This window comes from Marivirga aurantiaca (assembly GCF_016679925.1).
In the GTDB taxonomy this organism is placed as follows: Bacteria; Bacteroidota; Bacteroidia; order Cytophagales; family Cyclobacteriaceae; genus Marivirga; species Marivirga aurantiaca.
This window is the reverse complement of record NZ_JAEQBW010000002.1, coordinates 137,962-164,753: the sequence shown is the minus strand read 5'-3', so window position 1 is coordinate 164,753 and position 26,792 is coordinate 137,962. Positions and strand designations below refer to the sequence as shown.

The 26,792-nt window shown below is 46.6% G+C and carries 20 protein-coding genes; all 20 read left to right on the top strand.

Annotated elements, in window-relative coordinates:
- Positions 1–48: 48 nt before the first annotated feature.
- A complete protein-coding gene (locus tag JKA74_RS06195) occupies positions 49–3,873 on the top strand; it encodes an efflux RND transporter permease subunit (protein ID WP_201430303.1) in 3,825 nt (1,274 codons plus the stop codon).
- Positions 3,874–3,883: 10 nt separating this feature from the next.
- A complete protein-coding gene (locus tag JKA74_RS06190) occupies positions 3,884–5,308 on the top strand; it encodes a TolC family protein (protein ID WP_201430302.1) in 1,425 nt (474 codons plus the stop codon).
- A gap of 18 nt (positions 5,309–5,326) precedes the next feature.
- Positions 5,327–7,114, top strand: coding sequence for an efflux RND transporter periplasmic adaptor subunit (locus tag JKA74_RS06185; protein WP_236587565.1), 1,788 nt, complete (start codon positions 5,327–5,329; stop codon positions 7,112–7,114).
- Positions 7,115–7,363: 249 nt separating this feature from the next.
- Positions 7,364–7,774 carry a DUF3347 domain-containing protein gene (locus JKA74_RS06180; RefSeq protein WP_236587563.1) on the top strand — a complete coding sequence of 137 codons (411 nt, stop codon included), beginning with the start codon at positions 7,364–7,366 and terminating at the stop codon, positions 7,772–7,774.
- Positions 7,775–7,854: 80 nt separating this feature from the next.
- Positions 7,855–8,307: a 5-fold beta-flower protein gene (locus JKA74_RS06175; RefSeq protein ID WP_201430300.1), complete on the top strand. Its 453-nt coding sequence runs from the start codon at positions 7,855–7,857 to the stop codon at positions 8,305–8,307.
- A 92-nt stretch (positions 8,308–8,399) separates the two neighbouring features.
- Complete coding sequence (locus JKA74_RS06170) at positions 8,400–8,837, top strand: hypothetical protein (RefSeq protein WP_201430299.1); 438 nt, start codon at positions 8,400–8,402, stop codon at positions 8,835–8,837.
- Between the two features lie 28 nt (positions 8,838–8,865).
- Positions 8,866–9,330 (top strand): YybH family protein, encoded by a 465-nt coding sequence (locus tag JKA74_RS06165; RefSeq protein WP_236587560.1) that lies wholly within the window; start codon positions 8,866–8,868, stop codon positions 9,328–9,330.
- A 19-nt stretch (positions 9,331–9,349) separates the two neighbouring features.
- Positions 9,350–10,036: a hypothetical protein gene (locus JKA74_RS06160; protein ID WP_201430298.1), complete on the top strand. Its 687-nt coding sequence runs from the start codon at positions 9,350–9,352 to the stop codon at positions 10,034–10,036.
- 10 nt (positions 10,037–10,046) lie between these two features.
- Positions 10,047–12,401, top strand: a complete 2,355-nt coding sequence (locus tag JKA74_RS06155; protein ID WP_201430297.1) for a multicopper oxidase domain-containing protein — start codon at positions 10,047–10,049, stop codon at positions 12,399–12,401.
- Between the two features lie 10 nt (positions 12,402–12,411).
- The gene (locus JKA74_RS06150) at positions 12,412–13,725 is read left to right on the top strand and encodes an APC family permease (RefSeq protein WP_073094959.1); all 1,314 of its coding nucleotides are present in this window, start codon (positions 12,412–12,414) and stop codon (positions 13,723–13,725) included.
- The gene (locus tag JKA74_RS06145; RefSeq protein ID WP_201430296.1) at positions 13,722–14,435 is read left to right on the top strand and encodes a PepSY domain-containing protein; all 714 of its coding nucleotides are present in this window, start codon (positions 13,722–13,724) and stop codon (positions 14,433–14,435) included. The genes JKA74_RS06150 and JKA74_RS06145 overlap by 4 nt, the downstream gene beginning before the upstream one ends.
- A gap of 32 nt (positions 14,436–14,467) precedes the next feature.
- Positions 14,468–15,016 (top strand): DUF2911 domain-containing protein, encoded by a 549-nt coding sequence (locus tag JKA74_RS06140; RefSeq protein ID WP_236587558.1) that lies wholly within the window; start codon positions 14,468–14,470, stop codon positions 15,014–15,016.
- Between the two features lie 18 nt (positions 15,017–15,034).
- On the top strand, positions 15,035–17,089 hold the full coding sequence (locus JKA74_RS06135; protein ID WP_201430295.1) for a copper-translocating P-type ATPase: 2,055 nt from the start codon (positions 15,035–15,037) through the stop codon (positions 17,087–17,089).
- A gap of 92 nt (positions 17,090–17,181) precedes the next feature.
- Positions 17,182–17,580 (top strand): hypothetical protein, encoded by a 399-nt coding sequence (locus JKA74_RS06130; RefSeq protein WP_201430294.1) that lies wholly within the window; start codon positions 17,182–17,184, stop codon positions 17,578–17,580.
- Positions 17,581–17,729: 149 nt separating this feature from the next.
- Positions 17,730–22,106: a CusA/CzcA family heavy metal efflux RND transporter gene (locus JKA74_RS06125; RefSeq protein ID WP_201430293.1), complete on the top strand. Its 4,377-nt coding sequence runs from the start codon at positions 17,730–17,732 to the stop codon at positions 22,104–22,106.
- Positions 22,107–22,121: 15 nt separating this feature from the next.
- A complete protein-coding gene (locus tag JKA74_RS06120; RefSeq protein ID WP_201430292.1) occupies positions 22,122–23,321 on the top strand; it encodes an efflux RND transporter periplasmic adaptor subunit in 1,200 nt (399 codons plus the stop codon).
- Between the two features lie 14 nt (positions 23,322–23,335).
- Entirely contained in the window at positions 23,336–23,752 is a 417-nt protein-coding gene (locus tag JKA74_RS06115; protein WP_201430291.1) for a Fur family transcriptional regulator, read from the top strand.
- 83 nt (positions 23,753–23,835) lie between these two features.
- Complete coding sequence (locus JKA74_RS06110) at positions 23,836–24,171, top strand: hypothetical protein (protein ID WP_201430290.1); 336 nt, start codon at positions 23,836–23,838, stop codon at positions 24,169–24,171.
- 18 nt (positions 24,172–24,189) lie between these two features.
- Positions 24,190–24,807: a hypothetical protein gene (locus JKA74_RS06105; protein ID WP_144606384.1), complete on the top strand. Its 618-nt coding sequence runs from the start codon at positions 24,190–24,192 to the stop codon at positions 24,805–24,807.
- A 13-nt stretch (positions 24,808–24,820) separates the two neighbouring features.
- Positions 24,821–26,770 carry a heavy metal translocating P-type ATPase gene (locus JKA74_RS06100; protein ID WP_201430289.1) on the top strand — a complete coding sequence of 650 codons (1,950 nt, stop codon included), beginning with the start codon at positions 24,821–24,823 and terminating at the stop codon, positions 26,768–26,770.
- Positions 26,771–26,792: the final 22 nt, after the last annotated feature.

The following is a 26,792-nucleotide window of genomic DNA, read 5'->3' as shown; positions in this document are numbered from 1 at the left end:
TTTGTATGCGCTCAAGTCAATCCAGTTTTAAAGAAAATTGAATGAAAAATGCTCAATTCCATAATCAAATTCTTTCTCGAGAATAAGCTCGTTACCGTTCTCGTATTGCTACTCATTGTAGCCTGGGGCATTGTTACAGCCCCGTTCAACTGGGAGGTGGGCTTCCTCCCTCGTGATCCTGTGCCTGTAGATGCCATCCCGGATATTGGAGAAAACCAGCAAATCGTTTTTACCGAATGGATGGGGCGGTCTCCGCAGGATGTGGAAGACCAGATCACCTATCCGCTCACCACGGCTTTGCTGGGCCTTCCCGGTGTAAAAAGTGTGCGGAGTAGTTCAGCTTTTGGCTTTTCTAGCATCTACATCATTTTTAATGAAGACATTGAGTTCTACTGGAGCCGGTCACGGGTGCTGGAAAAACTCAACTCTTTACCGGCAGGTTTGCTTCCACCGGATGTGCAGCCAAAACTTGGCCCTGATGCTACCGCCCTGGGGCAGGTGTATTGGTACACGCTGGAAGGCCGGGACAAAGACGGAAACCCTACCGGAGGTTGGGATCTCCACGAACTGCGCACCATCCAGGACTATTACATACGCTACGCCCTCACTGCAGTGGAAGGGGTGGCAGAGGTGGCTTCTGTGGGTGGATATGTCAAAGAATACCAGGTAGATGTTGACCCTGCCGCACTGAAAGCGCATGGGGTTAGCCTCATGGATGTGATGCAGGCCGTAAGAAACAGCAATATCGATGTGGGAGCCAACACCATTGAAGTAAACCGGGTGGATTATTTCGTAAGAGGCCTGGGTTATGTAGAAGAGCTGGCTGATCTGGACAAGGCTGTAGTAAAAGTAACGGACAATGTCCCGATCCGGGTAAAAGATGTTGCCAAGGTAAACATTGGCCCCCAACCAAGAAACATGAGCGGCATCCTGGACAAATCAGGAGCTGAAGCTGTGGGCGGAGTGGTCATTGCCCGCTACGGTGACAACCCCTTGAAAATCATCAATGCGACAAAAGCGGAAATTGAAAAAATAGCCGATGGACTTCCGTCCAAAACACTGGCAGACGGCACGGTTTCTAAAGTAACGATAGTACCCTTCTATGATCGCACCGGCTTGATTTACGAAACCCTTGGTACTTTGTATGAAGCCATCAGCCTGCAAATATTGATTACCATCATTGTGATCATTGTGATGGTGTACAACCTGCGGGCATCTATCCTCATTTCAGCGCTTTTGCCACTGGCGGTACTCATGTGCTTCATATTCATGAAATACTTCGGAGTAGATGCCAACATTGTAGCCCTGTCCGGTATTGCCATTGCCATCGGCACCATGGTCGATCTTGGTATTATCCTCAATGAAAACATTCTCCGGCACCTGGAAATTGCCCCGGAAGGCCAGTCCAAGTTAAAAACTGTCTATGATGCCACTACAGAGGTAGCTTCCGCCATTGTTACCGCAGTGAGTACCACCATTGTCAGTTTTTTACCAGTTTTCACCTTGCAGGCAGCTGAGGGTAAGCTCTTCGGGCCATTGGCCTACACCAAAACCTTTGCTTTGGTTGCTGCTCTGATATTTACCCTCATCATCATGCCTGCCTTTTCTCACTGGATATTCTCCATGAAAAAAGGCAAAGGCAAAACAAGTCTGTACCTGAATTACCTGTTACTCATTGCTGGCCCGGTAATAGCCTTCACCGTCTGGTCTTGGGCAGGATGGTTGCTGTTTGGTTTTGGTTTGATCAATGTGCTGCTGCATCATTTTCCTGAAAGATTAGGTAAGTACCGTGACCTGATGATGGTAGGAGTTACAGTGGTTGCGGTTGCTTGGCTGTTGGCCACCGAATGGGTTCCGCTGGGTGTGTCCAACAGCTTGCTGGTCAACTTCCTGTTCATTGCGGCCATACTGGGTTTTGTGCTGGGCACATTTGCCTTATTTCTGCGCCTGTATCCTAAAATCCTCATGTGGTGCCTGGATAACAAAGGGCTTTTTCTTATTACTCCTGTAATCATTATTCTGATAGGTGCGAATGTGTGGCTGGGCTTTGACCGGGTTTTTGGTATCATCCCAAAGACCACAGAAAAACTGGGATGGAACCTGAGGGAAACCTCCGGCTGGGAAACCATGATGGGCGTGTTTCCGGGCTTAGGCGAAGAGTTCATGCCGTCTCTCAATGAGGGTTCATTTCTCCTGATGCCCACATCCATGCCGCACTCCGGCATAGAAGTAAACCGTGAGGTACTGCAAAAACTGGATATGATGGTAACAGCCATTCCCGAAGTGGAAATGGTGGTAGGTAAGGCAGGCCGTGCGGAAACGGCCATTGATCCGGCCCCTATGTCCATGTTTGAAAATACCATCAGCTACAAAAGCGAATATGTTTCGGATATCGATGGAACCAAGCAACGCTTTCGGGTGAATGATGATGGTCAGTTTCTGCTTCAAAATGGAGACGTTTATGACCCGGAAACCATGTCCCCTGAGCAAATAGATATAAAGCATCTCACTCCTGATCCTGATGGAGAATATTTCCGCCAGTGGCGGGATCACATCAAAACACCGGATGACATTTGGGACGAAATTGTTGGTGTCGTCAATATTCCGGGCGTAACCTCCTCTCCCAAATTACAGCCTATTGAGACACGCCTGGTGATGTTGCAAACGGGTATGCGGGCCCCTATGGGTATTAAGGTGTATGGACCTGATTTGAAGACCATTGAAGAATTCGGCCTTCAACTCGAGAAATACCTGAAAGAAGTGCCATCGGTAAAAAGTGAAGCTGTCTTTGCTGACCGGATTGTGGGAAAACCTTATTTGGAGATTGACATAGACCGGGATCAGATTTCCCGCTACGGATTGAACGTACGGGACGTGCAAGACTATATAGAAACAGCCATCGGTGGCATGAAGCTGAGCACCACGGTGGAAGGAAGGGAGCGCTTTCCGATAAGGGTACGCTATGCCCGTGAATACCGTGATGATCCTTCATCCATTGAAAACATGCAGGTGCCCACGCCCTTAGGCAACTACATTCCGTTGGGTCAATTAGCGAAAATCACCTATCGCCCCGGGCCCGAAATGATCCGTGGGGAGAACAGCTTCCTTGTAGGCTATGTGCTATTGGACAGGAAAAAGGAGTTTGCAGAGGTTACCGTAGTAGAGGATGCGCAACGCTACCTGAGATCAAAGATAGATGCAGGTGAACTGACCATTCCTGCTGGTGTCCGCTATGAATTTTCGGGAAGCTACGAAAACCAGGTGCGGGCAGAGAAACGACTCGCAATTGTAGTCCCGCTATGCCTTATGGCCATTTTCCTGATCCTGTATTTTCAGTTTCGAGCCATCTCTACCACCTTATTTGTATTCTCAGGCATTGCTATGGCTTTTTCAGGTGGGTTCTTGATGCTCTGGCTGTATAGTCAGGGTTGGTTCATGGATTTTTCGGTCTTTGACACCAATATGAGAGAACTCTTCCAGATGAAGACCTACAACCTGAGTGTGGCCGTCTGGGTAGGCTTCATAGCACTGTTTGGAATCGCTACCGATGATGGCGTAGTGGTGGCTACTTACCTCAAGCAAAGCTTTGAGAAACGGGAACCTGAAAACGTGAAGGAGGTTCGCAAAGCTGTATTGGAGGCTGGTCAAAAGCGGGTACTCCCGGCCATGATGACCACCGCCACCACTTTACTGGCCCTCTTACCTGTACTCACATCTTCCGGGCGAGGATCCGACATTATGATACCCATGGCCATTCCTTCATTCGGGGGCATGATCATCGAAATTATGACGGTTCTGCTGGTGCCAGTCCTATACTGTTGGTGGGCAGAGCGCAAGATTAAACGCAATCCCGAAGTATTTACTGAATCATAAATAGAGGAAGATGAAAAAAATAGCAATCATATTCCTGTTGTTTTTAGGAGTTCAGTCCACAAGCTTTTCACAAAGCCTGGATGAATACCTGAAAGTAGCAGCAGAAAACAACCCGGAGTTAAAAGCCTACTTCAATGAATATCTGGCCTCTTTGGAAAAAGTACCTCAGGTGGGAGCACTTCCTGATCCTGAACTGACCATGGGTTTCTTCTTTCAACCAATGGAGCGGTTCATGGGCAACCAGCAAGCCGACATCCAGTTGATGCAGATGTTTCCCTGGTTCGGCATGCTGAAAACCCAAAAGGATGAAGCAAGCAAAATGGCACTGGCGCAGTACGAAGTGTTTCAGGATGCCAAATACCGCTTGTTTTATCAGGTAAAAAACACCTGGTATCAACTGTATCGGCTAGAAGAGGAAATCCGCATTACGGAGGAAAACCTTGAGATTCTTAAACAGTATGAGCGGCTGGCGCTCATTCGTTTTCAGAGTGCAGATATAGGAACCGGTTCCGGCCCTAGCAATATGCAGCAAGCTACAAGCATGAACAGCGGTTCCTCCACCTCATCAGCATCGTCAATGGGTGGAATGAGCGGTGGAATGACCAGTGGCACTTCCGGTAAAAGCAGTTCAAAAGGTGGTTCTTCAATGGGTACTTCCTCATCAATGAACGGGGGCGGGTCAGGCATGAGTGATGTGCTCAGGGTAAGGATTCAGATCAAGGAACTGGAAAACACACTTGCCTTGCTTGAAGACTCCCGACTGCCCATTAAAGCCGAATTCAATCAGTTGCTTAACCGGGATATCAATGAAGTGGTAAGCATAGCCGATTCATTGAGCGGATCAGTAGTCTCTTGGGAGCGCCAGGCTTTGCTGGACAGCATTACGCAGAACAATCCCATGTTGAAAATGCTGGATGCCGAGGAAGAAGCCTATGAGGCACAGAAAAAGATGGCTCGGCTGGAAGGCAGGCCTATGTTGGGGGCAGGCGTCAACTATATGCCCTTTAGTCCAAGGACAGAAAATGGAATGCCGATGGGCGGCAATGACATGGTGATGCCCATGTTGAGGCTGACTATACCCATCTATCGGAAAAAGTACAATGCTTTACAGAAAGAGGCGGAATTGAAACAATTGGCCGTTCAGCAGCGCAGGGAAAACACCGTCAATCAGTTGACCACCCGATGGTCAACCGCCTTGCGGGATTTGGACGATGCAACCAGAAGGACAAAGCTGTACCGGGAGCAAACCGACCTGGCCGGGCAAACCCTGAACCTGCTGATGACCAGCTACGCTACTGACGGACGGGATTTCGAGGAAGTGCTGCGGGTACAACAGCAATTGCTCGATTATCAACTCAAGCTGATCACTTCAATAGTAGATCAGCACGTCACCATTGCCATGCTGGAAAACCTGGCAGCAACAGAACTGAATTAATTGATCTAAAAAGTTAAAATGATGAAAGAAATATTTAAAAATAAAAAACTCCTACTGATCGTGCTCGTAGCGCTGACATTGGGAGGCGTACTCGGCTGGATGGTAAAACCATCTTCAGGTCATCAGGAGACGGAAGAAGCTGTTCACGTACATGATGAAGATTCTGATCAAATATGGACTTGCTCCATGCACCCACAGATACGGCTTTCAGAACCGGGCAGTTGTCCAATCTGCGGGATGGACCTGATCCCAGCTTCAAGTAAACGGTCTGCTGCCTCGGCCAGTCCACTTATGCATGAGATGACACCCGAAGCAGTGGCCATGGCCAATGTCCATACTTCCCTGGTTACAGGAGTATCTCCTGAAGGGGAGCTTTTTCTAACCGGAAAAGTGAAAGCCGATGAACGCCAACTGGCTTCTGTCACGGCCAAATTTCCGGGACGTATCGATCAGCTTTTTGTCAATTTCACCGGCCAGGTTGTCCGGCAGGGCGAAAGGTTGGCCACCATTTATTCACCCGAGCTGGTTACAGCACAAAAGGAACTTTTGGAGGCTGCTTCTACCAAATCCACCTATCCCGAACTTTATCAGGCAGCCAGGGAAAAACTGCGCTTATGGAAACTTAATGAGAAGCAAATTGACGATCTTGAAGGTTCTGGAAAAGTGCAGGATCAATTTGATGTGCTGGCCGACAAAAGTGGTATTGTAACCCAGCGGAATATTTCAGTTGGTGATTATGTGAACACTGGATCAGTTTTATTTGATATAGTTGACCTGAACCGGGTATGGATAATGATTGATGCGTATGAATCCGATCTCCCATTTGTAAAAATCGGTGATGAGGTCAACTTTACCGCAGCAGGCATTCCCGGAGAGACCTTTAAAGCTAAGATTACCTACATAGATCCGGTCATAAATTCTTCAACCCGTGCAGCCTCTGTGAGGGCTGAGGCCTCCAACAGCAACGGAGAGCTGCGACCTGAAATGTTCATCAACGCCAGGGTGCGGACCACTTTACGCAAAGGGCAATCCTCTTTGGCCATAACTCGCACCGCTCTGCTTTGGTCGGGCAAGCGTTCAATCGTGTATGTAAAAGTACCTGATACTGAATTTCCAACTTACGAAATGCGTGAAATCACCATAGGCCCCCGAATGGGTGAAATGTGGTTGGTGGAAGCTGGGCTGGAGGCCGGGGAGGAAATAGTGACCAATGGTGTGTTTGCCATTGATGCTGCAGCCCAACTTTCCGGTAACTACAGCATGCTGATGCGCCCTGAAACAAAGACTATGGAGGTGCCTCAGGAATTTCGTCAGCAAATGACTGCCATAGCCGATGCTTATTTCCCAGTGAAGAACGCCCTGGTGAAAGATGATTTTCAGGAAGCCCGATCCGGTTTGGTAGAAGTGGAAAATGCATTGGCAAAAGTAGAAATGCGTAACCTCAAAGGGAAAGCGCATGATCATTGGATGGCGCTAAAGGAACAATTGGCAGTAGCTGTCACCATGATGAAAGGAGCAAAAGACCTGGAAGCACTTCGTCAGCACTTCGCTATGCTTTCAGAAAGCATACTGGAAGTGACAGAGTCCTTCGGGTTGGAGAAAGATAAAGTATACAAAGATTTCTGCCCCATGGCTTTTGACAATAAAGGGGCTTTTTGGCTCAGTGAATCGGAAGAGATTCTCAACCCCTATTTCGGTGAGGCTATGCTTTCCTGTGGGGAAGTAAAAGAGACGTATCTCAAAGGTCAAAAAGTCTTTGAGGATGGAGGGCCTGCCAAGCAAGCAGCCAGTGGACATAACCATTAAGAGATGAAAAGTTGCTGTAAAACCGGAGATGAAAAAGCTCCTTCAACAATAAAAAAATGGGTCAGCCGGATGGTCTGGGGAGTAGTCATTCTTCTGGTCACTGGTTTAGCCCTGATTCAAGTATTTAACCTTTAAACAAATAGAAAAATGAAAAAAACAATGATCATGCTATACCTGGCTTTAGTAAGCTGGGGAGCAACCGCACAACACGACCATGCAGCGCATGGTGCACAAACAAGCAGTCAAACGATGGAACCAATGTTTAAAGACAAGGCACTGGGTTCTTCCTACACGCACTACATCCATTTGAAGAATGCTTTGGTGGCGTCTGATTTTCAGAATGCAAAGTCTGCTTCTGAATCTTTGGTGAAGGCCCTTCACAATATCAAAGGAAGTGATAAAGTCCATACAGAGGCGGCCAATGTTGCGCAAGCAGGTTCACTGGAAAACCAGCGAAAGGCTTTTACCGCCTTAAGCAATGAGATGGCCACCTTGGTGAAGGGAGCTGATATCAGCATGGGAGAACTCTATCTGGAATACTGCCCCATGGCCAACGGCAACACCGGAGGCTATTGGCTATCCAACGAAAAGGAAATCCGCAATCCCTACTTCGGTGACAAAATGCTGAAGTGCGGAAGCGTGAAAGAGACGATCAATTGAATCAAAGACCTGTATGAATCGGATGGAATGGACTTTTGTACTACTCCCTCCTTTTCATGCAGGTACAAATTAAATGTATCATGAACAAGCACATCATTTTCAGCATCGTATTCCTTGGAGGAATGCTGCTGGTAGCACATGGGGTCTTGGCACAGCCAAGTAGCAAGACAGAGCAACGCCTTATTCACATCAATGGAAAAGGAGAGGTATCGGATGACCGGGGCACCAAACTCGGGCACATCAGTAAAGAAGACATAGTCTTTAACAACCAAGGTCAAAAACTGGGCTTCATCAAAGGCGGCAGGGTTTACGATGCGGAAGGCAATTCATTAGGAAAGGCTAAAAAAGATGGCCGCTATTACAACAACGATGGAGTCTTCATCCTGAGCACCAAAACGATAGGGGATAAATGCGAGATTCTGGATCCGGAAGGTCACAAGAAAGGCACAGTACACAAAAACTATAAGCTTCATGCGTGTGCTACACACTGTTTCTTCTTGGAACAGGAAATGAAAAAAGAGGAAGATAAGTAAAATTAAAGCCCTGTTGGAGAGTGGCCCTTGTGTAGGTTGTCATGCATACAATCCTGCCGCCACTCTTCCATCAGGCACCAAACGGAAAAGTCATGAAGAAGAAAAGCAACAAGGACAACCCTAAGACATCTACCCGGAATCTGGTGTATGCCTACCTGACCATTGCGGCATTATTAGTGACAGCCACAGCATTGGTGTATTGGATTAACCATCAGCAGCTACAGCCTTCTATAGGCTATAGCCCAGATGAAATTGAACGACCGGTGGAACCAAGCCTGGTATGCATGGTGAATGACGCCTACATGGGCAAGCCGCAAATCCCGGTACCGGTCAATGGCAAAACCTATTATGGTTGCTGCGAAATGTGCGTGGATAAGCTCAACAATATAGAAAGTGCAAGGATCGCCATCGACCCTTTTAGTGGCAATCAGGTAGATAAATCGGAAGCATTTATTGTAGTGACTAACACGCAAGGCGCAGTTGCATACTTTGAATCAGAGGCTAATTACAGCGCATTTAAGAAAGAATAATTGACAATCATTTAACCCCAAAAAATCCATGAAATTGAACCTGCTTTTTTTAAGTCTTGCTGCCATAGTGGCCGTGAAGACTCAAGCGCAACAGTCGGATGAAATTAACCAGGTAAAACAAGTACTGGAATCATACAAACAGGCCATTGAAAGCCTCGACACAACGGGCACAGGTAATTTATTTGTATCACAATCAATTGTTGTTGAATCAGGCAAAGTTGAAGGCCGATATCAGGACTATCTAGCTAACCACCTGGGCCCGGAGCTCCATCATTTCGAATCTTTCAAGTTTAGTGACTATGAAGTAGCCATAGAAGTCGCTTTGCCATTTGCCTTTGCCACTGAAACCTACATATACACAATTGTGCTAAGCAATGACAAATCAGTTATTGAGCGAAAAGGAGTTGCCACCAGCATTTTGAAAAAAGAAAACGGTCAATGGAAAATATGGCAAACTCATTCGTCAGCAAGAAGACCACAGACCAATCATTAATCACCTAAATAATTTAACAATGAAAAATATTCTAAAAGCAGTCGTATTGCTACTATTCACTACGGCAACCGTATCGGCTCATGACGGCCACAAAAGCAAACAAGACAGCACCGCCCAACAAGCGGATACTGTGATGACCACCCCCACCAGCGAGGCAGATCAAAGTGAACATGAACATACCAGTGAGGCAGTGAGCCACGATGCGCATGAGAAAGATGCACACCACGAAAAAAAGGTCACGGCTGATCTTGCGGACTTTCCCACAATCCATCCGCTAATTGTGCATTTCGCTATCGTATTACTGATTGTGGGGGCCATTCTGGCGGTTGTCAACATCTATTTCATCAAAAAGGAATTGGCGTGGACAGCCTTTGCCCTGGTGCTGGTAGGTTTTGTAGCTGCGTACTTGGCCGGCAGAAACTTCCATCCGCATACGCACGGCCTCACTGAACATGCCAGGCTCGTATTGGAACAACACGACTTCTGGGCTGACTGGACAATCAATCTTGGGTTTATCGGCCTGCTATTGCAAGGAATCAACCTATTCATTTTCAAATCGAAAAGGTGGGCAATGGCTATTGTGGCAGTGGTGTTATTGGGTGCAGCTTATGCTGTGGCACAGGCAGGACATTACGGAGCACAATTAGTACACATAGAAGGTGTAGGACCGCAAGGTGATTTTTTGGAACTGGAGCATGAACATTAAACATCAGATAATGAAAAAATTCCCTAATATAATTTTAGCAATTTTCGCATTTGCCTTGTCTTTTTTATTATCAGGGCTAACTAATGCGCAAAACCTCACTCAAAAATCAGTCGAAGGCAACACTGATAATCTTCCTGTAAGAGAATATGCCATTTCCATAAATGAGCTGGCAGTGAACAAGGCAGGCAAAGAAGTCATGGGAATGGCCATTAATGGCAGTGTCCCGGGACCCACACTTACTTTTACTGAAGGTGAATATGCCGTAATATATGTAAAAAACGAGATGGATGAAGAAACTTCCATTCACTGGCACGGTTTGTTGTTGCCAAATTTTTATGACGGGGTTCCTTACCTCACCACTCCGCCCATCGCGCCTGGGGAAACACAGAAGTACGAATTTCCCCTGAAACAAGCCGGTACCTATTGGTATCATTCACATACCATGCTGCAAGAGCAGAGTGGTGTTTTTGGCTCTATCGTCATCCATCCTAAAGAAGAAACCCTGGCCTATGACAAAGAGCTTGTTATAATACTTTCGGACTGGACAAATGAAAAGCCTATGAACGTACTTCGTTTCTTGAAACGAGGAACCGAATGGTACAACTGGCGAAAAGGTACGGCCACACCCCTCAACCGCGTTATTGCCAGAGGTGCAATGGGAGCCCAGTTAAATTTCTGGAGGCAGAGAATGGAAAGTGCAGACATTGCCGATATATATTACCCGGCCTTTTTAGTTAATGGTGAACAAGTTCAGGAATATTCCAATTTCAAACCCGGAGAAAAGGTTAGGCTTAGAATTATTAACGGGGCAGCTTCTACCTCGTTTTGGATGACGTTTGGTGGTGAAGAGCCGACTTTAGTTGCAGCTGATGGACTAAATGTTGAGCCGGTCAAGCGCAATAAAACATTTATTGCCATTGCGGAGACCTACGATTTTATTGTAAGTATTCCGGAAAGTGGAAAGATGGAATTTCGGGCCACCGCTCAGGATGGTTCGGGAACAGCCTCTGCTTTTTTGGGCCAAGGTGAAGTTTTAGCAGCCGAAGATGTTCCCCGCCCTGATAAAATAGGGATGATGATGCAAATGGCAAAAATGGACATGCGCATGGGGGCTCCTGCCCTAAAATTTAATCCTAAAAAGGACGATCCCCAAAAAATGATGGAGAACTGGGGAATGCAAATGAAAGGCGACAAAAACCCGGATAATGATATGCCGGGTATGAATATGGCCGGAAATAAGGAAGAGGTCTCCCAAATGGATCATTCCTCAATGGATATGTCTGATGATAAAAACTCCAAAATGGATCCGCCAAGTGCTCCCATGGCTGAAATGCCCGGGATGGAAAACATGGACATGTTTTCAGAATTCAATTACAATTATCTGAAATCACCTGAAAAAACGGTTTATGGTAAGGATGTTCCAGTCAATGAAATCCTCCTCAATCTTACTGGGAATATGAACCGCTACATCTGGAGCATGAATGGTATTCCCCTATCTGAAACCGATAAAATAAAAATCAAAGAGGGGCAAATTACCCGAATCACCCTTAACAACCTGACGATGATGCACCATCCCATGCACCTGCATGGTCATTTTTTCCGTGTCATCAACGAAAGCGGTGATTACTCACCCCTGAAGCACACGGTGAATGTGCCCCCCATGCAAAAAGTAACCATTGAGTTTTACGGGAACGAATATGGGGATTGGTTCTTTCATTGTCATATTCTCTATCATATGATGGGTGGTATGGCACGGGTAGTCAGCTATGATACACCGGAAGACCCTAGAATGAAACCCTTTCCAATTTCCAAACTGATTCACGAAACCAACCGCTTCTATAGTTGGGGAATGGCAGATGTTGCCTCACATAATACAACAGTCAATCTGACCACTTCAAACATTCGCAATCAATTCAATTTATCAATGGAATACGGATGGAATCAGAACCTGGAAGCTGAATTTTCTTATGAGTATTATCTGTACGATTATTTGAGGGTTTTTGGAGGTATTAATGTTGAGAATACCACCAGGAATAGTTTGGATGATATGAAGACAATTGCCGTGGCTGGTATCCGGTGGTTTACACCTTATATGTTCAATGTTGACCTAAGGATAGATAATGAGCTTCGGCCTAGAATTGGAATCGGTCGATCGCTGATGATATTTCCGAAGTTATCAATTTTTGGCTATTACGAATATCAAATTGATGCAGGATTGGTAAACGGTCTGGAGGCCGGCCAAAATTACAAAGAAGAAATTGTATGGAGTGCCGGTGCACAATACATGCTTTCTAAGAATTTTTCACTGATGACAAGCTATGACAACCGCTTCGGAGCAGGGGGCGGATTATCTGTCATGTTTTAATTAGGAAGTTATGGAAGAAAGTTATAAAAAAGGAAGTTTAAGTTTATTAGGATCAATTGCTTTAGGCACTGGTGTAATGATCGGTGCAGGAATCTTTGCATTATTGGGCCAGGTGGCTGAACTGTCAGGGACCTGGTTTCCTTACATTTTCGTTTTGGGAGCTCTCATTTCAGCATTTAGTGCTTACTCCTACATCAAAGTTTCAAATACGTATCCTTCGGCTGGGGGGATAGCCATGATTTTGAAAAAAGCTTATGGTAAATCAACAATAACAGCTTCTGCATCATTATTAATGGCACTATCCATGGTAATCAACGAAAGCCTGGTTGCCAGAACTTTTGGCTCTTATACCCTACAACTGTTCGAAGTTGAAAACAAGGAACTTTGGATTCCCATATTGGGTGTTGCTCTTTTGGTTAGCGCTTTTTTGATTAACATATCTGGCAACAAGCTGATAGGAAAGTCATCACAGTTCATGTCATTTATCAAAATTATCGGAATTCTGATTTTTGCCATAGGAGCTCTCTGGGCAGTGGGTTTTTCTCTGGAAGGGTTGATACCAAAAGCCATCAAAAACACTGATTATTCAGCAACCAGTTATATTGGGGCTTTAGCACTTTCCATTTTGGCCTACAAAGGATTCACTACAATAACTAATAGTGGTGGCGAAATTACAGAACCTCAAAAAAATGTTGGCCTGTCTATTATTATTTCTTTGTTGATATGCACAGTGGTGTATTTTCTGGTTGCTTTCGCTGTAAACTCAAGCCTTACAATCTCTGAAATTATTCAAGCCAAAGATTACTCCCTTGCTGAAGCTGCCAGACCTGCTTTTGGAGATTTTGGTCTTCATTTTACCGTTGCTATTGCCATAATAGCTACTATTTCGGGAGTGATTGCCAGCATTTTTGCAGTCTCTCGTATGACGGCTATGCTTACAGATATGGAACTTATTCCACATAGTCATTTGGGCATGTCAGGCCGAATACAGAAGCATATGTTGGTGTATGTGGTGTTTATCGCTATCATCCTGACTATTTTCTTTGATCTGTCCAGAATTGCTTCCATAGGAGCCATTTTTTATTTGGTGATGGACATCATTATTCATTGGGGTGTATATAAGTATTTGAGGAAAGAGGTGAAAGCCAATGGAACAATTGTACTCACAGCGATGGTGTTGGATTTCATCGTATTGGCAGCTTTCTTATGGATCAAGGCATCATCTGACCTTTTGGTTCTTATTGTTTCTGCATCTGTGATGCTAATAGTTTTCGCAGGTGAAAAATGGTTCTTAAGTCGGGCAGATAAATCCACCCAAAAATGAAGCGCAACAGAAACTACTACATCCGCAAAACGCACCGGTATCTGGGGCTTTTTATAGGCATTCAGTTTATTGGGTGGACGATCAGTGGCCTCTATTTTAGTTGGACGGATATTGACAAAATCCATGGAGACCAGTTCCATCGTGAACATGTAATGACGCATTCACCCCCGGACTTAATCAGTCCGGCTCAGTTAGATTCAACGCTTGGTATTTCATCCCTTGAGCTTCGCTACATCAATCACCAACCGCATTATTGGGTCAACGATAGTCTGCTCTACAATGCCCAGACCGGGCAAATCAAAAAGGGCATAACCGAAACGGAGGCGGTCGAAATCGCACAGAACCATCTCGTAAAAAACCTGAAAATCCTGAAAACCGAATGGATTACTGAAACCGACAACCATCATGAATACCGTGGCAGGCCGCTACCAGCCTGGGCTGTCCACTTTGATCATCCCGAAAAACTGGTAGCGTATATTGATGCCTCCAATGGCCGCTTTGAGCGGGTAAGGCACAACAGTTGGCGTTGGTTCGATTTTCTCTGGATGTTTCACACCATGGATTATGCCGGGCGGGACAACTTTAACAATTGGCTGCTCAGGGCATTTTCAGTCTTTGGCCTTTTTACAGTGCTTTCAGGCTTTACACTTTACGCAGTATCCTCTAAAACTTTCTTAAAAACCACTTCAAAACTTAAAAAGAATAAATGATGAAAAAACTGATTTACACTCTTGCGCTGGCATTGCTGATCGCATCTTGCCAAAACAAAAAAAGCGGTCACGATGGTCACGAACACCACCAGCCTGAAGCTGCATCCGCCACGCAACCCGAAAATTCAAAAAAGAGCATCCCTCAGGAAGCGCATGGCAATGTGGGTAATGCCCATGTTTCTGTGTACTACCACTCACCTGCGGTTCGAAGTAGGGTCATTTGGGGCGGCCTGGTACCTTATGAAGAAGTTTGGGTTGCGGGTGCCCACAGTGCTACCAGCGTGGAGTTTTCCAAAGCAATCAAGATAGCAGGTACGACCATCCCCAAAGGCAAATATGCCTTCTTTACCATTCCCGGACAGGAACGCTGGACATTGATCCTGAACAAAAACTGGGAGCAGCACCTGGCTGATGATTACGATCAGGCAGAGGATGTCATCAGGATAGAAGTAACTCCTGAAACAGGAATGCCCCTTGCCGAGCGGCTTACTTATACCATTGAAGACAAGGGAGAGGGCTCAGGCGCTATACGCATGTCATGGGAGAAGCTAAGTGTTTCCCTTCCATTTAAAACAGATTAACCACTAAAATTTTTACTCATGGAAAAGCATAATCACGAACACCACAAGCATCATACACACGAGGATCACCAAAAAATCCAATCATCAGATCATCAAACCACCAGCAAATCAGATCATCAGCATGGACACCACGACCATCATGCCATGATGATCGAAGATTTCAAAAAGCGTTTTTGGATATCTCTGGTGCTCACTGTGCCAATCCTTGCATTGTCTCACATGATCCAACAATTACTGGGATTTGAGCTGACCTTTTTTGGTGATCAGTACGTCCTTTTTGGGCTTTCCACTATTGTCTTCTTTTATGGGGGCTGGCCTTTTCTCAAAGGACTTTGGGACGAGCTGAAAGACAAAAACCCCGGCATGATGACCTTGATTGCAGTGGCCATAACCGTGGCTTACGTGTACAGCTCGGCCGTGGTGTTTGGTTTGGAAGGGATGGACTTCTTCTGGGAGCTGGTCACACTGATTGTCATCATGCTGCTGGGGCACTGGATCGAAATGAAATCGGTAATGGGAGCATCAAGGGCACTTGAATTGCTGGTGCAAATGATGCCTTCCGAAGCGCACCTGGTACATGGAGACCAAATCAAGGACATCAAAGTGGATGAACTGAAAAAAGAAGACATCATCCTAATAAAAGCCAATGAGAAAATACCTGCGGACGGCACAGTGGTGGATGGAGAAAGTCATCTGGACGAAAGCATGCTCACCGGTGAAAGCAAGCCGGTGAAAAAATCCAAAGGAGACCAGGTCATTGGCGGATCGGTAAATGGCAGCCAATCCATCAAAGTTAAGGTGTCCAAAACCGGGAAAGAAAGCTACCTCAATAAAGTGATCACGCTGGTGGAAGAGGCTCAGAAAGCCAAATCGAAAACCCAAAACCTGGCCAACATTGCCGCCAGATGGCTCACGTTCATCGCCATTGGTGCCGGTACAGCTACGCTGGTGACCTGGATCAGCTTGGGTAAACCACTTGATTTTGCCCTTGAACGAATGGTGACCGTCATGGTCATTTCCTGTCCACACGCATTGGGTTTGGCCATTCCATTGGTCGTAGCAATTTCCACAGCTGTTTCCGCAAGCAAAGGCTTGCTGATCCGTAACCGTACCGCTTTTGAAAATGCCCGGAAGATTACCGCAATGGTATTTGACAAAACCGGGACACTGACCGAAGGAAAGTTTGGGGTTTCCCGCCATGAGAGTCTGTCGGATGACATAGCCAAAGAGGAGCTTTTGTCATTTGTCGCTTCGCTAGAACAGCAATCGGAGCATCCCATAGCGCAGGGAATTGTGAAAGCAGCGAAAGAGGCAAAACTAAAACTGAAAAAGGTAGAAAATTTTGAATCGCTGACGGCCAAGGGTATTCAGGGCAAGATCGATGGGAAAAGCTGGAAGGTGGTCAGCCCAAGGTACCTGAAGGAAAACAAAATAGAGATACCAGAAAAAGCTGGCTCTGATGCAGCTGAAACCATAGTGTTTGCCCTCAGGGAAGAAAAACTTATTGGGTTCATTGCCCTGTCGGATAAGATCAGGGAAGAAAGCTCCAAGGCCATCGAAACGCTTCGGGAAAAAGGTATGAAACTGTATATGGCCACTGGTGACAATGAGAAAACGGCCAAAGCAGTAAGCGATAAACTTGGGCTGGATGGCTACTATAGCGAGGTGCTTCCACACCAAAAAGTAGAGATTATCAAGAAGCTTCAGAAGGAAGGCCACTTTGTGGCTATGACGGGTGATGGGGTAAATGATGCCCCTGCATTGGCACAAGCCAATGTGGGCATTGCTGTAGGTTCCGGTACCGATGTGGCTGCCGAGACAGCCGATATCATATTGGTCAACAGCAACCCAAAAGACATTGCCAACCTGGTACTGTTTGGCAGGGCCACTTACAACAAAATGATCCAGAACCTCGCTTGGGCTACCGGCTACAACGCGATTGCATTGCCGCTGGCCACAGGCTTTATTCCAGGTCTGGTGATCAGTCCTGCAATAGGTGCAGTATTCATGAGCCTGAGTACGGTCATTGTGGCCATTAATGCGCAATTGCTGAAAAGGAAGATGTTGTTATAACGCTGCTATTTTTTTGAAATAAGGATAGTGCAATGGTAGTGAAAAAAAATGCACTACCCTTGCACCTTTATTTTGCGTATATTTGCAGGCAAATGAATTCCATCTTATCCATATCGTTCAGTTTTCTGTTCCTGATGCAGGCAATGGCACCTGGTATGGATTTATGTTGCGAGCTGCAAAAGCTCCCCAACCTTTTTGATCACTACGAAGAACATCAGGAATTTGATGGGGATTCATTTTTGGATTTTTTGGCTGAAGATTATTTCAATGATACGGGTGATGCTCAAGGGCACCACGATGATTCTGATCACGATGATCTACCCTTTCATGGCCAGCACCAGTGCTGTCACGTCCACATTTTCATGACCCCTTTACTGGGGCAGCCAGAAATAGCCACTTTACACTTTTCTACCCAAACCAAGGGTAGTCATTATAATTTTTCTCTTTGTTCTGAGTACTCAGAATCTCCTTTCCAGCCCCCCAAGGCCTGATTTACCGGACACTTTAATATGAGCCTTTTACTTCATTGCACTGCGCAATGAAGTAAAGATTTAGTCTTTTTATTGCCGTCCGGCATCCCTCCGATGGGCATTTTCGCCCCATTCAATTCATTAAAATCAGGATTCAAAATGCAAAATAAATGCTGGATAAAATCATTCAATTTTCGGTCAAGAACAAACTGATCATTGGCCTGCTTACGCTAGGCCTGGTCATTTGGGGAGGCTACTCACTGACGAGGCTTCCCATTGATGCCGTACCGGATATTACCAATAACCAGGTACAGGTCATAACCACTTCCCCTTCGCTGGCCGCTGAGGAGGTAGAACGTTTAATCACTTTCCCAATAGAGATCACCATGGCCACCATCCCGGAGCTGGACGAAATCCGTTCTTTCTCCCGCTTTGGGCTGTCGGTGGTGACCATTGTGTTTAAAGAAGATGTGGACGTGTATTGGGCACGTCAGCAGGTAAACGAACGCCTGGCCGATGTGCAAGCCCAAATCCCACCGGGAGTCGGTCAACCGGGCATGGCTCCCATTACCACTGGGTTGGGCGAAATCTACCAATATGTGGTAGGTACCGAACCCGGCTATGAAGATCAATATGATGCCCGTGAACTACGAACCATTCAGGACTGGATAGTTCGCAGGCAGTTGCTGGGTACGCCCGGTGTTGCCGATGTAAGTAGCTTTGGTGGCTATCTCAAGCAGTACGAAATCGCCATAGACCCGGACAGGCTCAAGGCCATGAACGTCTCCATTGCAGATATTTTTCAGGCTTTGGAAGAAAACAATGAAAACACCGGAGGTGCTTATATCGAGAAAAACCTCAATGCCTACTTTATCCGAAGTGAAGGCTTGGTGGGCGACTTGGACGACATCCGAAACATGCTTGTTAAAAGCAATGAAGATGGTATCCCTGTCCTCATAAAAGATGTGGCCAAAGTACAGCTTGGTAGTGCCGTTCGATATGGAGCTACTACCCGCAATGGTGAAGGCGAGGTAGTTAGTGCCATTGTGATGATGTTGAAAGGAGAAAACTCAGCTGAAGTTATCGAGAACGTAAAAAGCCGGATTGCGGAAATCCGCAAAACATTGCCGGAAGGCGTTACAATAGAACCATTTCTCGACCGCACCAAACTGGTCGATACCGCCATAGGGACGGTAACCAAAAACCTGACTGAAGGGGCTTTAATTGTGATTTTCGTACTGCTCTTGTTGTTGGGCAACCTCCGGGCAGGTCTCATAGTTGCTTCGGTCATTCCCCTTGCGCTCATCTTCGCCTTTGGCATGATGAACCTCTTTGGCGTGTCGGGTAATCTGATGAGCCTCGGGGCAATTGACTTTGGCCTCATTGTGGACGGAGCGGTGATCATTGTTGAAGCCACACTGCACCACTTAGGTTTGCTAAAGCTGGGCAGGAAACTCACCCAGCAGGAAATGGACATGGAAGTGTATCAATCTGCCAGCAAGATCCGAAATTCAGCCGCATTCGGGGAAATCATCATTTTAATCGTTTATCTCCCCATTTTGGCTTTAGTGGGTGTAGAAGGCAAGATGTTCGGCCCAATGGCGCAAACCGTAAGCTTTGCCATTCTTGGGGCTTTTATTCTTTCACTCACTTATGTGCCCATGATGTCAGCACTTGTACTAAGCAAAAAAACTAAATACAAGCCCAATATTTCCGATAAGATCATGGCCTTTTTTCACCGCCTCTACGATCCTGCCATCCGATGGGCCATGCACAAACGACCACTGATGTTAGGTGTTGCACTTGGATTGTTTGGGGTATCGCTTTGGGTATTTTCCAATATGGGCGGTGAGTTTGTACCTACCCTGGAGGAGGGCGACTTTGCCGTTGAGACCAGGGTAATTACCGGAAGCTCTCTTCAAAATACCATACAGGCTACTACTCAGGCAGAAAAAATCCTATTGGAACAATTTCCTGAGGTAACACAAGTGGTTTCAAAAATTGGAGCAGGTGAAATTCCAACTGATCCTATGCCCGTAGAAGCGGCAGATTTGATGATCATCTTAAAGAATAAGGACGAATGGGTCACGGCCTCCAATCGGGAAGAATTGGCGAATAAAATGGCTGAAGCTTTGGAAGTAATACCCGGGGTAACCTTTGGATTTCAGCAACCTATCCAAATGCGTTTTAATGAGCTGATGACCGGTGTTCGTCAGGATGTGGCTGTGAAAATTTACGGGGAAAACCTGAACGAGCTTTCCGAATATGCCCAACAGATCGGTCAGCTTGCTTCCGGTGTGGAAGGCGCAGTTGACCTCTACATTGAAGAGGTAACAGGAGTTCCGCAAATTGTCATCAACTACAAGAGGGATCAATTGGCCAAATACGGACTCAGCATCCGGGATGTAAACCGCTCGGTACAAGCTGCTTTTGCAGGATCATCAGCAGGCCTGGTGTATGAAAATGAAAGACGCTTTGACCTGGTGGTGAGATTGGATAAGACCAACCGGGAGGATGTGGAATCAGTCCGCAACCTGTACATCGCTCGTAAGGATGGCCACCAGATTCCGCTCTACCAGGTGGCAGAAGTGGAAATCAGGGAAGGCCCCTACCAGATCCAGCGTGACGATACCCGAAGAAGGATCATTGTCGCATTCAACGTTCGCAACCGGGACGTGGAGAGCATAGTCACAGAACTTCAGCAAAAAATTGATGAGTCGGTGGTGTTTGCTCCGGGCTACACTGTAACCTATGGAGGTCAGTTTGAAAACCTGGTAGAAGCCCGTGAACGATTGGCTTTTGCCGTACCGTTGGCTTTACTACTGATTTTTGTATTGCTCTATTTCACCTTTGGTTCTATCAAGCAGGGCATCCTCATTTTTACAGCCATCCCACTTTCTGCTATCGGGGGCATCTTCGCCTTATGGTTCAGGGACATGCCTTTCAGCATTTCCGCGGGGGTCGGTTTTATTGCCTTGTTTGGGGTAGCCGTTTTGAATGGGATAGTGCTCATCAGCGAGTTCAACCACCTGAAAAAGGACGGCATTACCGATATTTTCGAACGGATTTACAAAGGAACAAGCATACGTCTGCGCCCGGTAATAATGACGGCTTCCGTAGCTTCCCTGGGCTTTTTGCCTATGGCGCTTTCCCAATCGGGCGGTGCGGAAGTACAACGTCCACTGGCCACTGTGGTAATTGGCGGCTTAATTACGGCTACCTTCTTAACGCTTGTGGTGCTGCCCATCCTTTACTACTATTTTGAAAGAGGAATAAAAGTAAAACCGGGAGCAGTAGCACCTTTGTTGATCATCGGCCTGCTTTTCTTCCAGTTTACGGAAGTAAAGGCGCAGGAATCACCGGCCAACTACCAATCGCTGGATGAGGCGATTCAAATAGCTATACAGAACAATCCTAACCTGAAAGCAGCAGACCTGCAAACCCAGCAGGAACGGGCGCTAAAAGGGGCAAGTTGGAATCTGTCTAAGACCAGTTTCAGCCTCACGCACGGGCAGTACAACAGTATTTACAATAATGACAACCAGTTCAATATTTCACAATCCATAGCCTTTCCAACGGTTTATACCAACCAAAGCAAGTTGGCCAAAGCGAGAATGGAAGCCAGCGAGTGGCGAAAAAACGCCACCCAAAATGAACTGGTGCAGCAGGTAAAGGCTACCTGGTACATCCTCTGGCTGGAGAAAAGCAAAAGGCAGTTATTGCTGGAGCAGGACAGTATTTACCAACGCTTTGTGCGGGCTGCCAACCTTCGCTATGAAACCGGGGAAAGCAACCTGCTTGAAAAAGCAACAGCCGAATCGCAGGTAGCTGAGATCAAAGCCATGTTACAGCAAAACTTGTCAGATATCGAGATTTACCAGACGCAGTTACAAACCCTGCTCAATGTGGAAAGCCCGGTGGACATCACGGTTGGCAAGCTCGAAGTACGGGAAAGCACTGTCCTTCTTGATACCACAAGTATTGCCAACAACCCTACCCTGGCATGGTTCCGGCAACAAATAGAAGTAGCCGAAAGGGAAAAGTCGGTGGAAAAGTCAAGGCTGCTACCCGACCTTACGGTGGGTTATTTCAACCAGTCGCTCAATGGGCCGAATCAAGATCTGGATGGCAATCCGGTCACTTTCTCTTCCAGCGACCGCTTCACAGGTTTTCAGGTGGCTATAGCCATTCCCCTTTTTGGAGCAAAGGCACAAGGCTCGGTCATCAAAGCTGCTGAACTCAGAAAACAGGAAAGTGAGGCAAGGCTGCAAGCTATAACCAATGAACTGCAAGGCAGATTCAGGTCGCTCTTTCAGCAGTACCAAAAGTTTCAAACCAGTCTGGATTATTATGAGCAAAACGCCCTGCCTCAGGCAGAGCTTATTCTCAAACAAGCCCAAAGGGGTTTTGAAAGCGGTGAAATTGGCTATGTGGAATATATTCAGGGGCTTAACCGGGCATTGACAGTCCGGTTTAATTACCTGGACATCCTCAACCAATACAATCAAACCATTATCGAGATCGAGTTCATTTCAGGTGTTCAATAAAAAAAGAAATCAACAATGAAAAATACATTCAAATACATTAGTAAAATTTCGATGGCCCTTCTCTTAGGAATGGCTATAACATCTTGTGGATCAAAAAATGAGGAGGCCACAGAAGAACATCACGAAGAAGGTGAAAATACAGTGGAACTGTCGCAGGCGCAATTTGAGCAGGCAGGTATCAAAATAGGAAACGTGGAACAGCGGGTTATTGGCTCAGAACTTCGGGTCAATGGAGTTATTGACGTGCCTCCGCAAAGCAATGTTTCTATCAATATGCCCTATGGAGGCTTTGTGAAATATACTGAGATGCTGCCCGGCACAAAGGTGAAAAAAGGGCAGTTGTTGGTGGTGATTGAAAACCCGGAGTTCATTCAATTTCAACAGGACTATTTGGAAAGCCTGGCCAACCAGGAGTTTCTGAAAGCGGAATATGACCGACAAAAGGAATTGTTTGATGAAAAGGTAGCCTCCGGCAAATCCTTTCAACAGGCAAAAAGTGACTTCCTGGCCAATGAAGCCCGTATCAAAAGCATGGAGGAAAGGCTGAAATTAATCGGTTTCAGCATCCCCAAGATCAAAGAAGGTACCGTTTCTGCGTCCGTCAACATCTATTCTCCGGTAACAGGCGCTGTTCGTGAGGTGTTCACCAATGTGGGCAAATACATCAACCCACAGGACGTGATCATGGACATTACCAACTCGGAAGACCTGCACGTGGAACTCACCGTTTATGAAAACGACATTCCACGGGTCAATGAAGGTCAGCGCATCCGTTTTGCCCTTGCAAATTCACCCGAAGAATGGCGGGAAGCCGAAGTGTTCCTTGTGGGCAGTGGAGTAAGGGAAGACCGTTCCGTAACCGTACACGGCCACCTAAAGCAGATGCATGAAGACCTGAAGCCGGGCATGTATGTGGCGGCTAAGATCGAAACCGACAGCAATGAAACCTTGACTGCACCGGAAGCCTCCATTGTGCGGTTTGGCGGCAAACAATACGTTTTTTCTTATGCGGGTAAGAAATCAGAGAACGGTGAAACCGTACACGATTTTCAAATGCTGGAAGTCATCAAGGGATATACCGAAGACGGCTATACGCAGATTTCTTTGGCCGATACAGCGGAGGACTTGAGCAACATTCAACTTGTCACCGAAGGTGCCTTCACCTTGTTGGCGAAAGCCAAAAATACAGAAGAAGAAGGAGGACACGGGCATTAAAATAAAGGACACCTATGATCAAAGAACTCGAAAATAAACTCAAAGAAAAGGACATCCGACCAACAGCCATGCGGCTGTTGGTGCTGGAAGCCCTGACCAGTCAGGAGGCAGCCATCAGCCTTTCTGACCTGGAAAAAGCATTTGAAAAGTCGGACAGGGTGACACTATTCCGCACCCTGAAGACCTTTCAGGAAAATGGACTGGTGCACAGCATAGATGATGGTACCGGAGCGCCCAAATACGCCTTATGCGAAGAAGGCTGTGAATGCAATATCGAACGGGATTTGCACGTACATTTCCATTGCAGGGTGTGTAGCGAAACCTTCTGTTTGCCCAAGTACAAAATCCCGGAAATTGACCTGCCAGATAAGTTCAAAGGCGAAGAAGCCAACTTGGTGGTAAAGGGAGTTTGCGGGAAGTGTGCAGGATGAAAATTGCAATTACTGTGCATTGTGTTTACACGTATTTTCAGGTAGGTACTTAACAAGATGAGATTCAATACTCATAATCATGTATGCCCCACGAACTTCTTAAAGCAATCACTATGGACGAAAACAAAATCACTTGCAAGCTCACTACTCTGGAGCTGAGGTTAAGAAAAGCTACTGTGATAGCTTCCTTAAAAGAGATGGTATTAGAAAAACAGGAACTTGTCAACGGGTTCAGGTACAGGTTTGATGGCTCGGATCAAACGCTGGACCTAATCAGCGACTTCATCAAAACCGAACGGCTTTGCTGTGACTTTTTCACTTTCAGTCTTACGGTTGCCGGGCCAAGATCTCCTATCTGGCTTGAACTATCAGGGCCCGGTGGAGCAAAAGCATTTATCGAAAACGAGATAGAATTCTAGATTTAACCCAAGCCGAACATGACCACCTTACTCACCGGTACCATCATGCTCAGTCTCCTGCACGGTCTGATCCCCAGCCATTGGTTGCTTGTGCTGGCACTGAAAGAACGGTTTGGCTGGCAAGGTAGCAAGACGGTTCGCATTGCGGCTATGGCAGCTCTGGCTCATTCGCTGAGTACCTTTCTGTTGGGCGTGTTTCTGGGCTTATTCAGCCTTTCACTGGCAGAAACGCTTAACAGTTACACCCGTTGGGTCATTCCTGCTTTGCTCATTGCCATAGGGTTCTATTTCATCATCCAACACCACAGACACCATCATTTTCACTTCAATGAAAAGCAAAAGCTGGACCAGGCCGGAGCAACACAAGTAGTGACCTTGCTGGTATTTATGATGTTTCTTTCCCCCTGCCTGGAAATTGAAGCCTACTTTCTGATGGCAGGGACTCATGGATGGCCGATGATCCTGACCGTGGGCTTGCTCTACACCATCGTTTCCGTGTTAGGGATCACCTTTTGGGTGTACCTCGCCCAGAAAGGCCTGCACCGTTTCAACTGGCACAGGCTGGAGCATAATACCGGGCTGGTTTCGGGGTGCATCCTCATTGTCACGGGCATCATTTCCTTTTTCACACATTAAAACAGACAAGCGTATGACTAATACTAACAATATAGACAACAAAGCCTGCTGCAGCACCGACCAGCATCCGGACAAACCAAAAAAGCAGGAGGAAAAAACCTCCTCCAGTTTCCTGCAAACCTGGGGAAGTGGTATTGTAAGCCTTGTCATTCTGCTTGCAGGAATAGCCGCTGATCAATGGGGACAGCCTGCATTTTTCCAGGGATGGATCCGCATAGGCTGGTATGTGCTGGCCTATTTGCCTGTGGGTTGGCCGGTATTGGTCAAAGGCTGGAAGTCCATACTGAAAGGTGATGTGTTCACTGAATTTTTCCTCATGGGCATAGCCACTCTGGGAGCTTTTGCCATAGGCGAATATCCTGAGGCGGTGGCGGTGATGCTTTTCTATGCCATCGGGGAGCTGTTTCAGGATGCAGCAGTGAACAGGGCCAAACGCAACATCAAAGCCCTGCTGGACATACGCCCGGATTCGGCCTCTGTATATAGAAGCGGGCAAATGGTGTCCGTACACCCGGAAGAAGTACAAATTGGGGAAACCATACAGGTGAAACCCGGAGAAAAAGTACCGCTCGATGGGGAAATGATCAGTGAAAAAAGCAGCTTCAATACTTCCGCCCTGACTGGTGAAAGTAAACCTGCCACCTACAACAAAGGAGAAAATGTGCTGGCTGGGATGGTGAATCTCGACAGGCTGATTGAGCTGAAAGTAACCAGACGGTTCAACGAAAGTTCACTTGCCCGCATCTTGGAGCTGGTGCAGAACGCCACCGCCCGCAAGGCAAAAACCGAGCAGTTCATCCGTAAGTTTGCACGGGTTTACACACCCATTGTTACCTTTCTGGCAGTGGGATTGACCTTCCTGCCTTACTTTTTTGTAGAAAACTATGTGTTTGAAGACTGGCTTTACCGGGCATTAATCTTTTTGGTGATCTCATGTCCCTGTGCGCTTGTCATTTCTATTCCACTTGGTTATTTCGGAGGGATTGGGGCAGCTTCCCGCAAAGGCATATTATTCAAAGGTTCCAACTTTCTTGACCTCATGACCAGAGTGAACACCGTGGTGATGGACAAAACAGGTACGTTGACCAAGGGAGTGTTTGAAGTTCAGAAAGCCGTGACCATGGACGGAATTACTACAGATTGGCTTAGTCTGGCGGCTGCTATGGAAAGCAAATCCACCCATCCCATCGCAAAAGCCATTACAGAATATACTAAAAAGCAAGGCAAAGAAATTTCAGAACCCGAGCAACAGGAAGAAATAGCCGGGCACGGTCTGAAAGGAAAAGTAAATGGTAAGCATGTGCTCATCGGCAATCAAAAGCTGATGGACAAGGAGGGGATCGTTACCTGTGCTGATGCTGCCGGAGAGGTTAATACCGTCATCCATATAGCCGTTGACCAAAAATATGCCGGTTACCTGGTGATAGCAGATGAACTCAAAGAGGATGCTGCCCAGGCAATCAATGCATTACACAAATCAGGAGTTCGGGAACTGATCATGCTGTCAGGAGACAAGAATGCAGTGACCCAACAAGTGGCAAAATCACTCGGAATAGATAAAGCCTTTGGTGATCTGTTACCGGAACAAAAGGTGGAAAAGGTTGAAGAACTGAAAAAGGATACCAACCGTATCATCGCTTTTGTGGGGGACGGTATCAACGATGCTCCCGTCCTTGCTCTGGCAGATGTGGGCATGGCAATGGGTGGTTTGGGTAGTGATGCCGCCATCGAGACAGCCGATGTGGTCATTCAGACCGACCAGCCCTCTAAAATTGCTACTGCTATTCAAATAGGTAAACAGACTAAACGGATCGTATGGCAAAATATCGGCCTGGCTTTCGGTGTAAAAGTCATAGTCCTTGCCTTGGGTGCCGGAGGCCTGGCCACTATGTGGGAAGCCGTATTTGCCGATGTGGGAGTGGCACTACTGGCAATATTGAATGCGGTGAGGATGCAAAAGTAATTAGGAATATTTAAAGCTATGG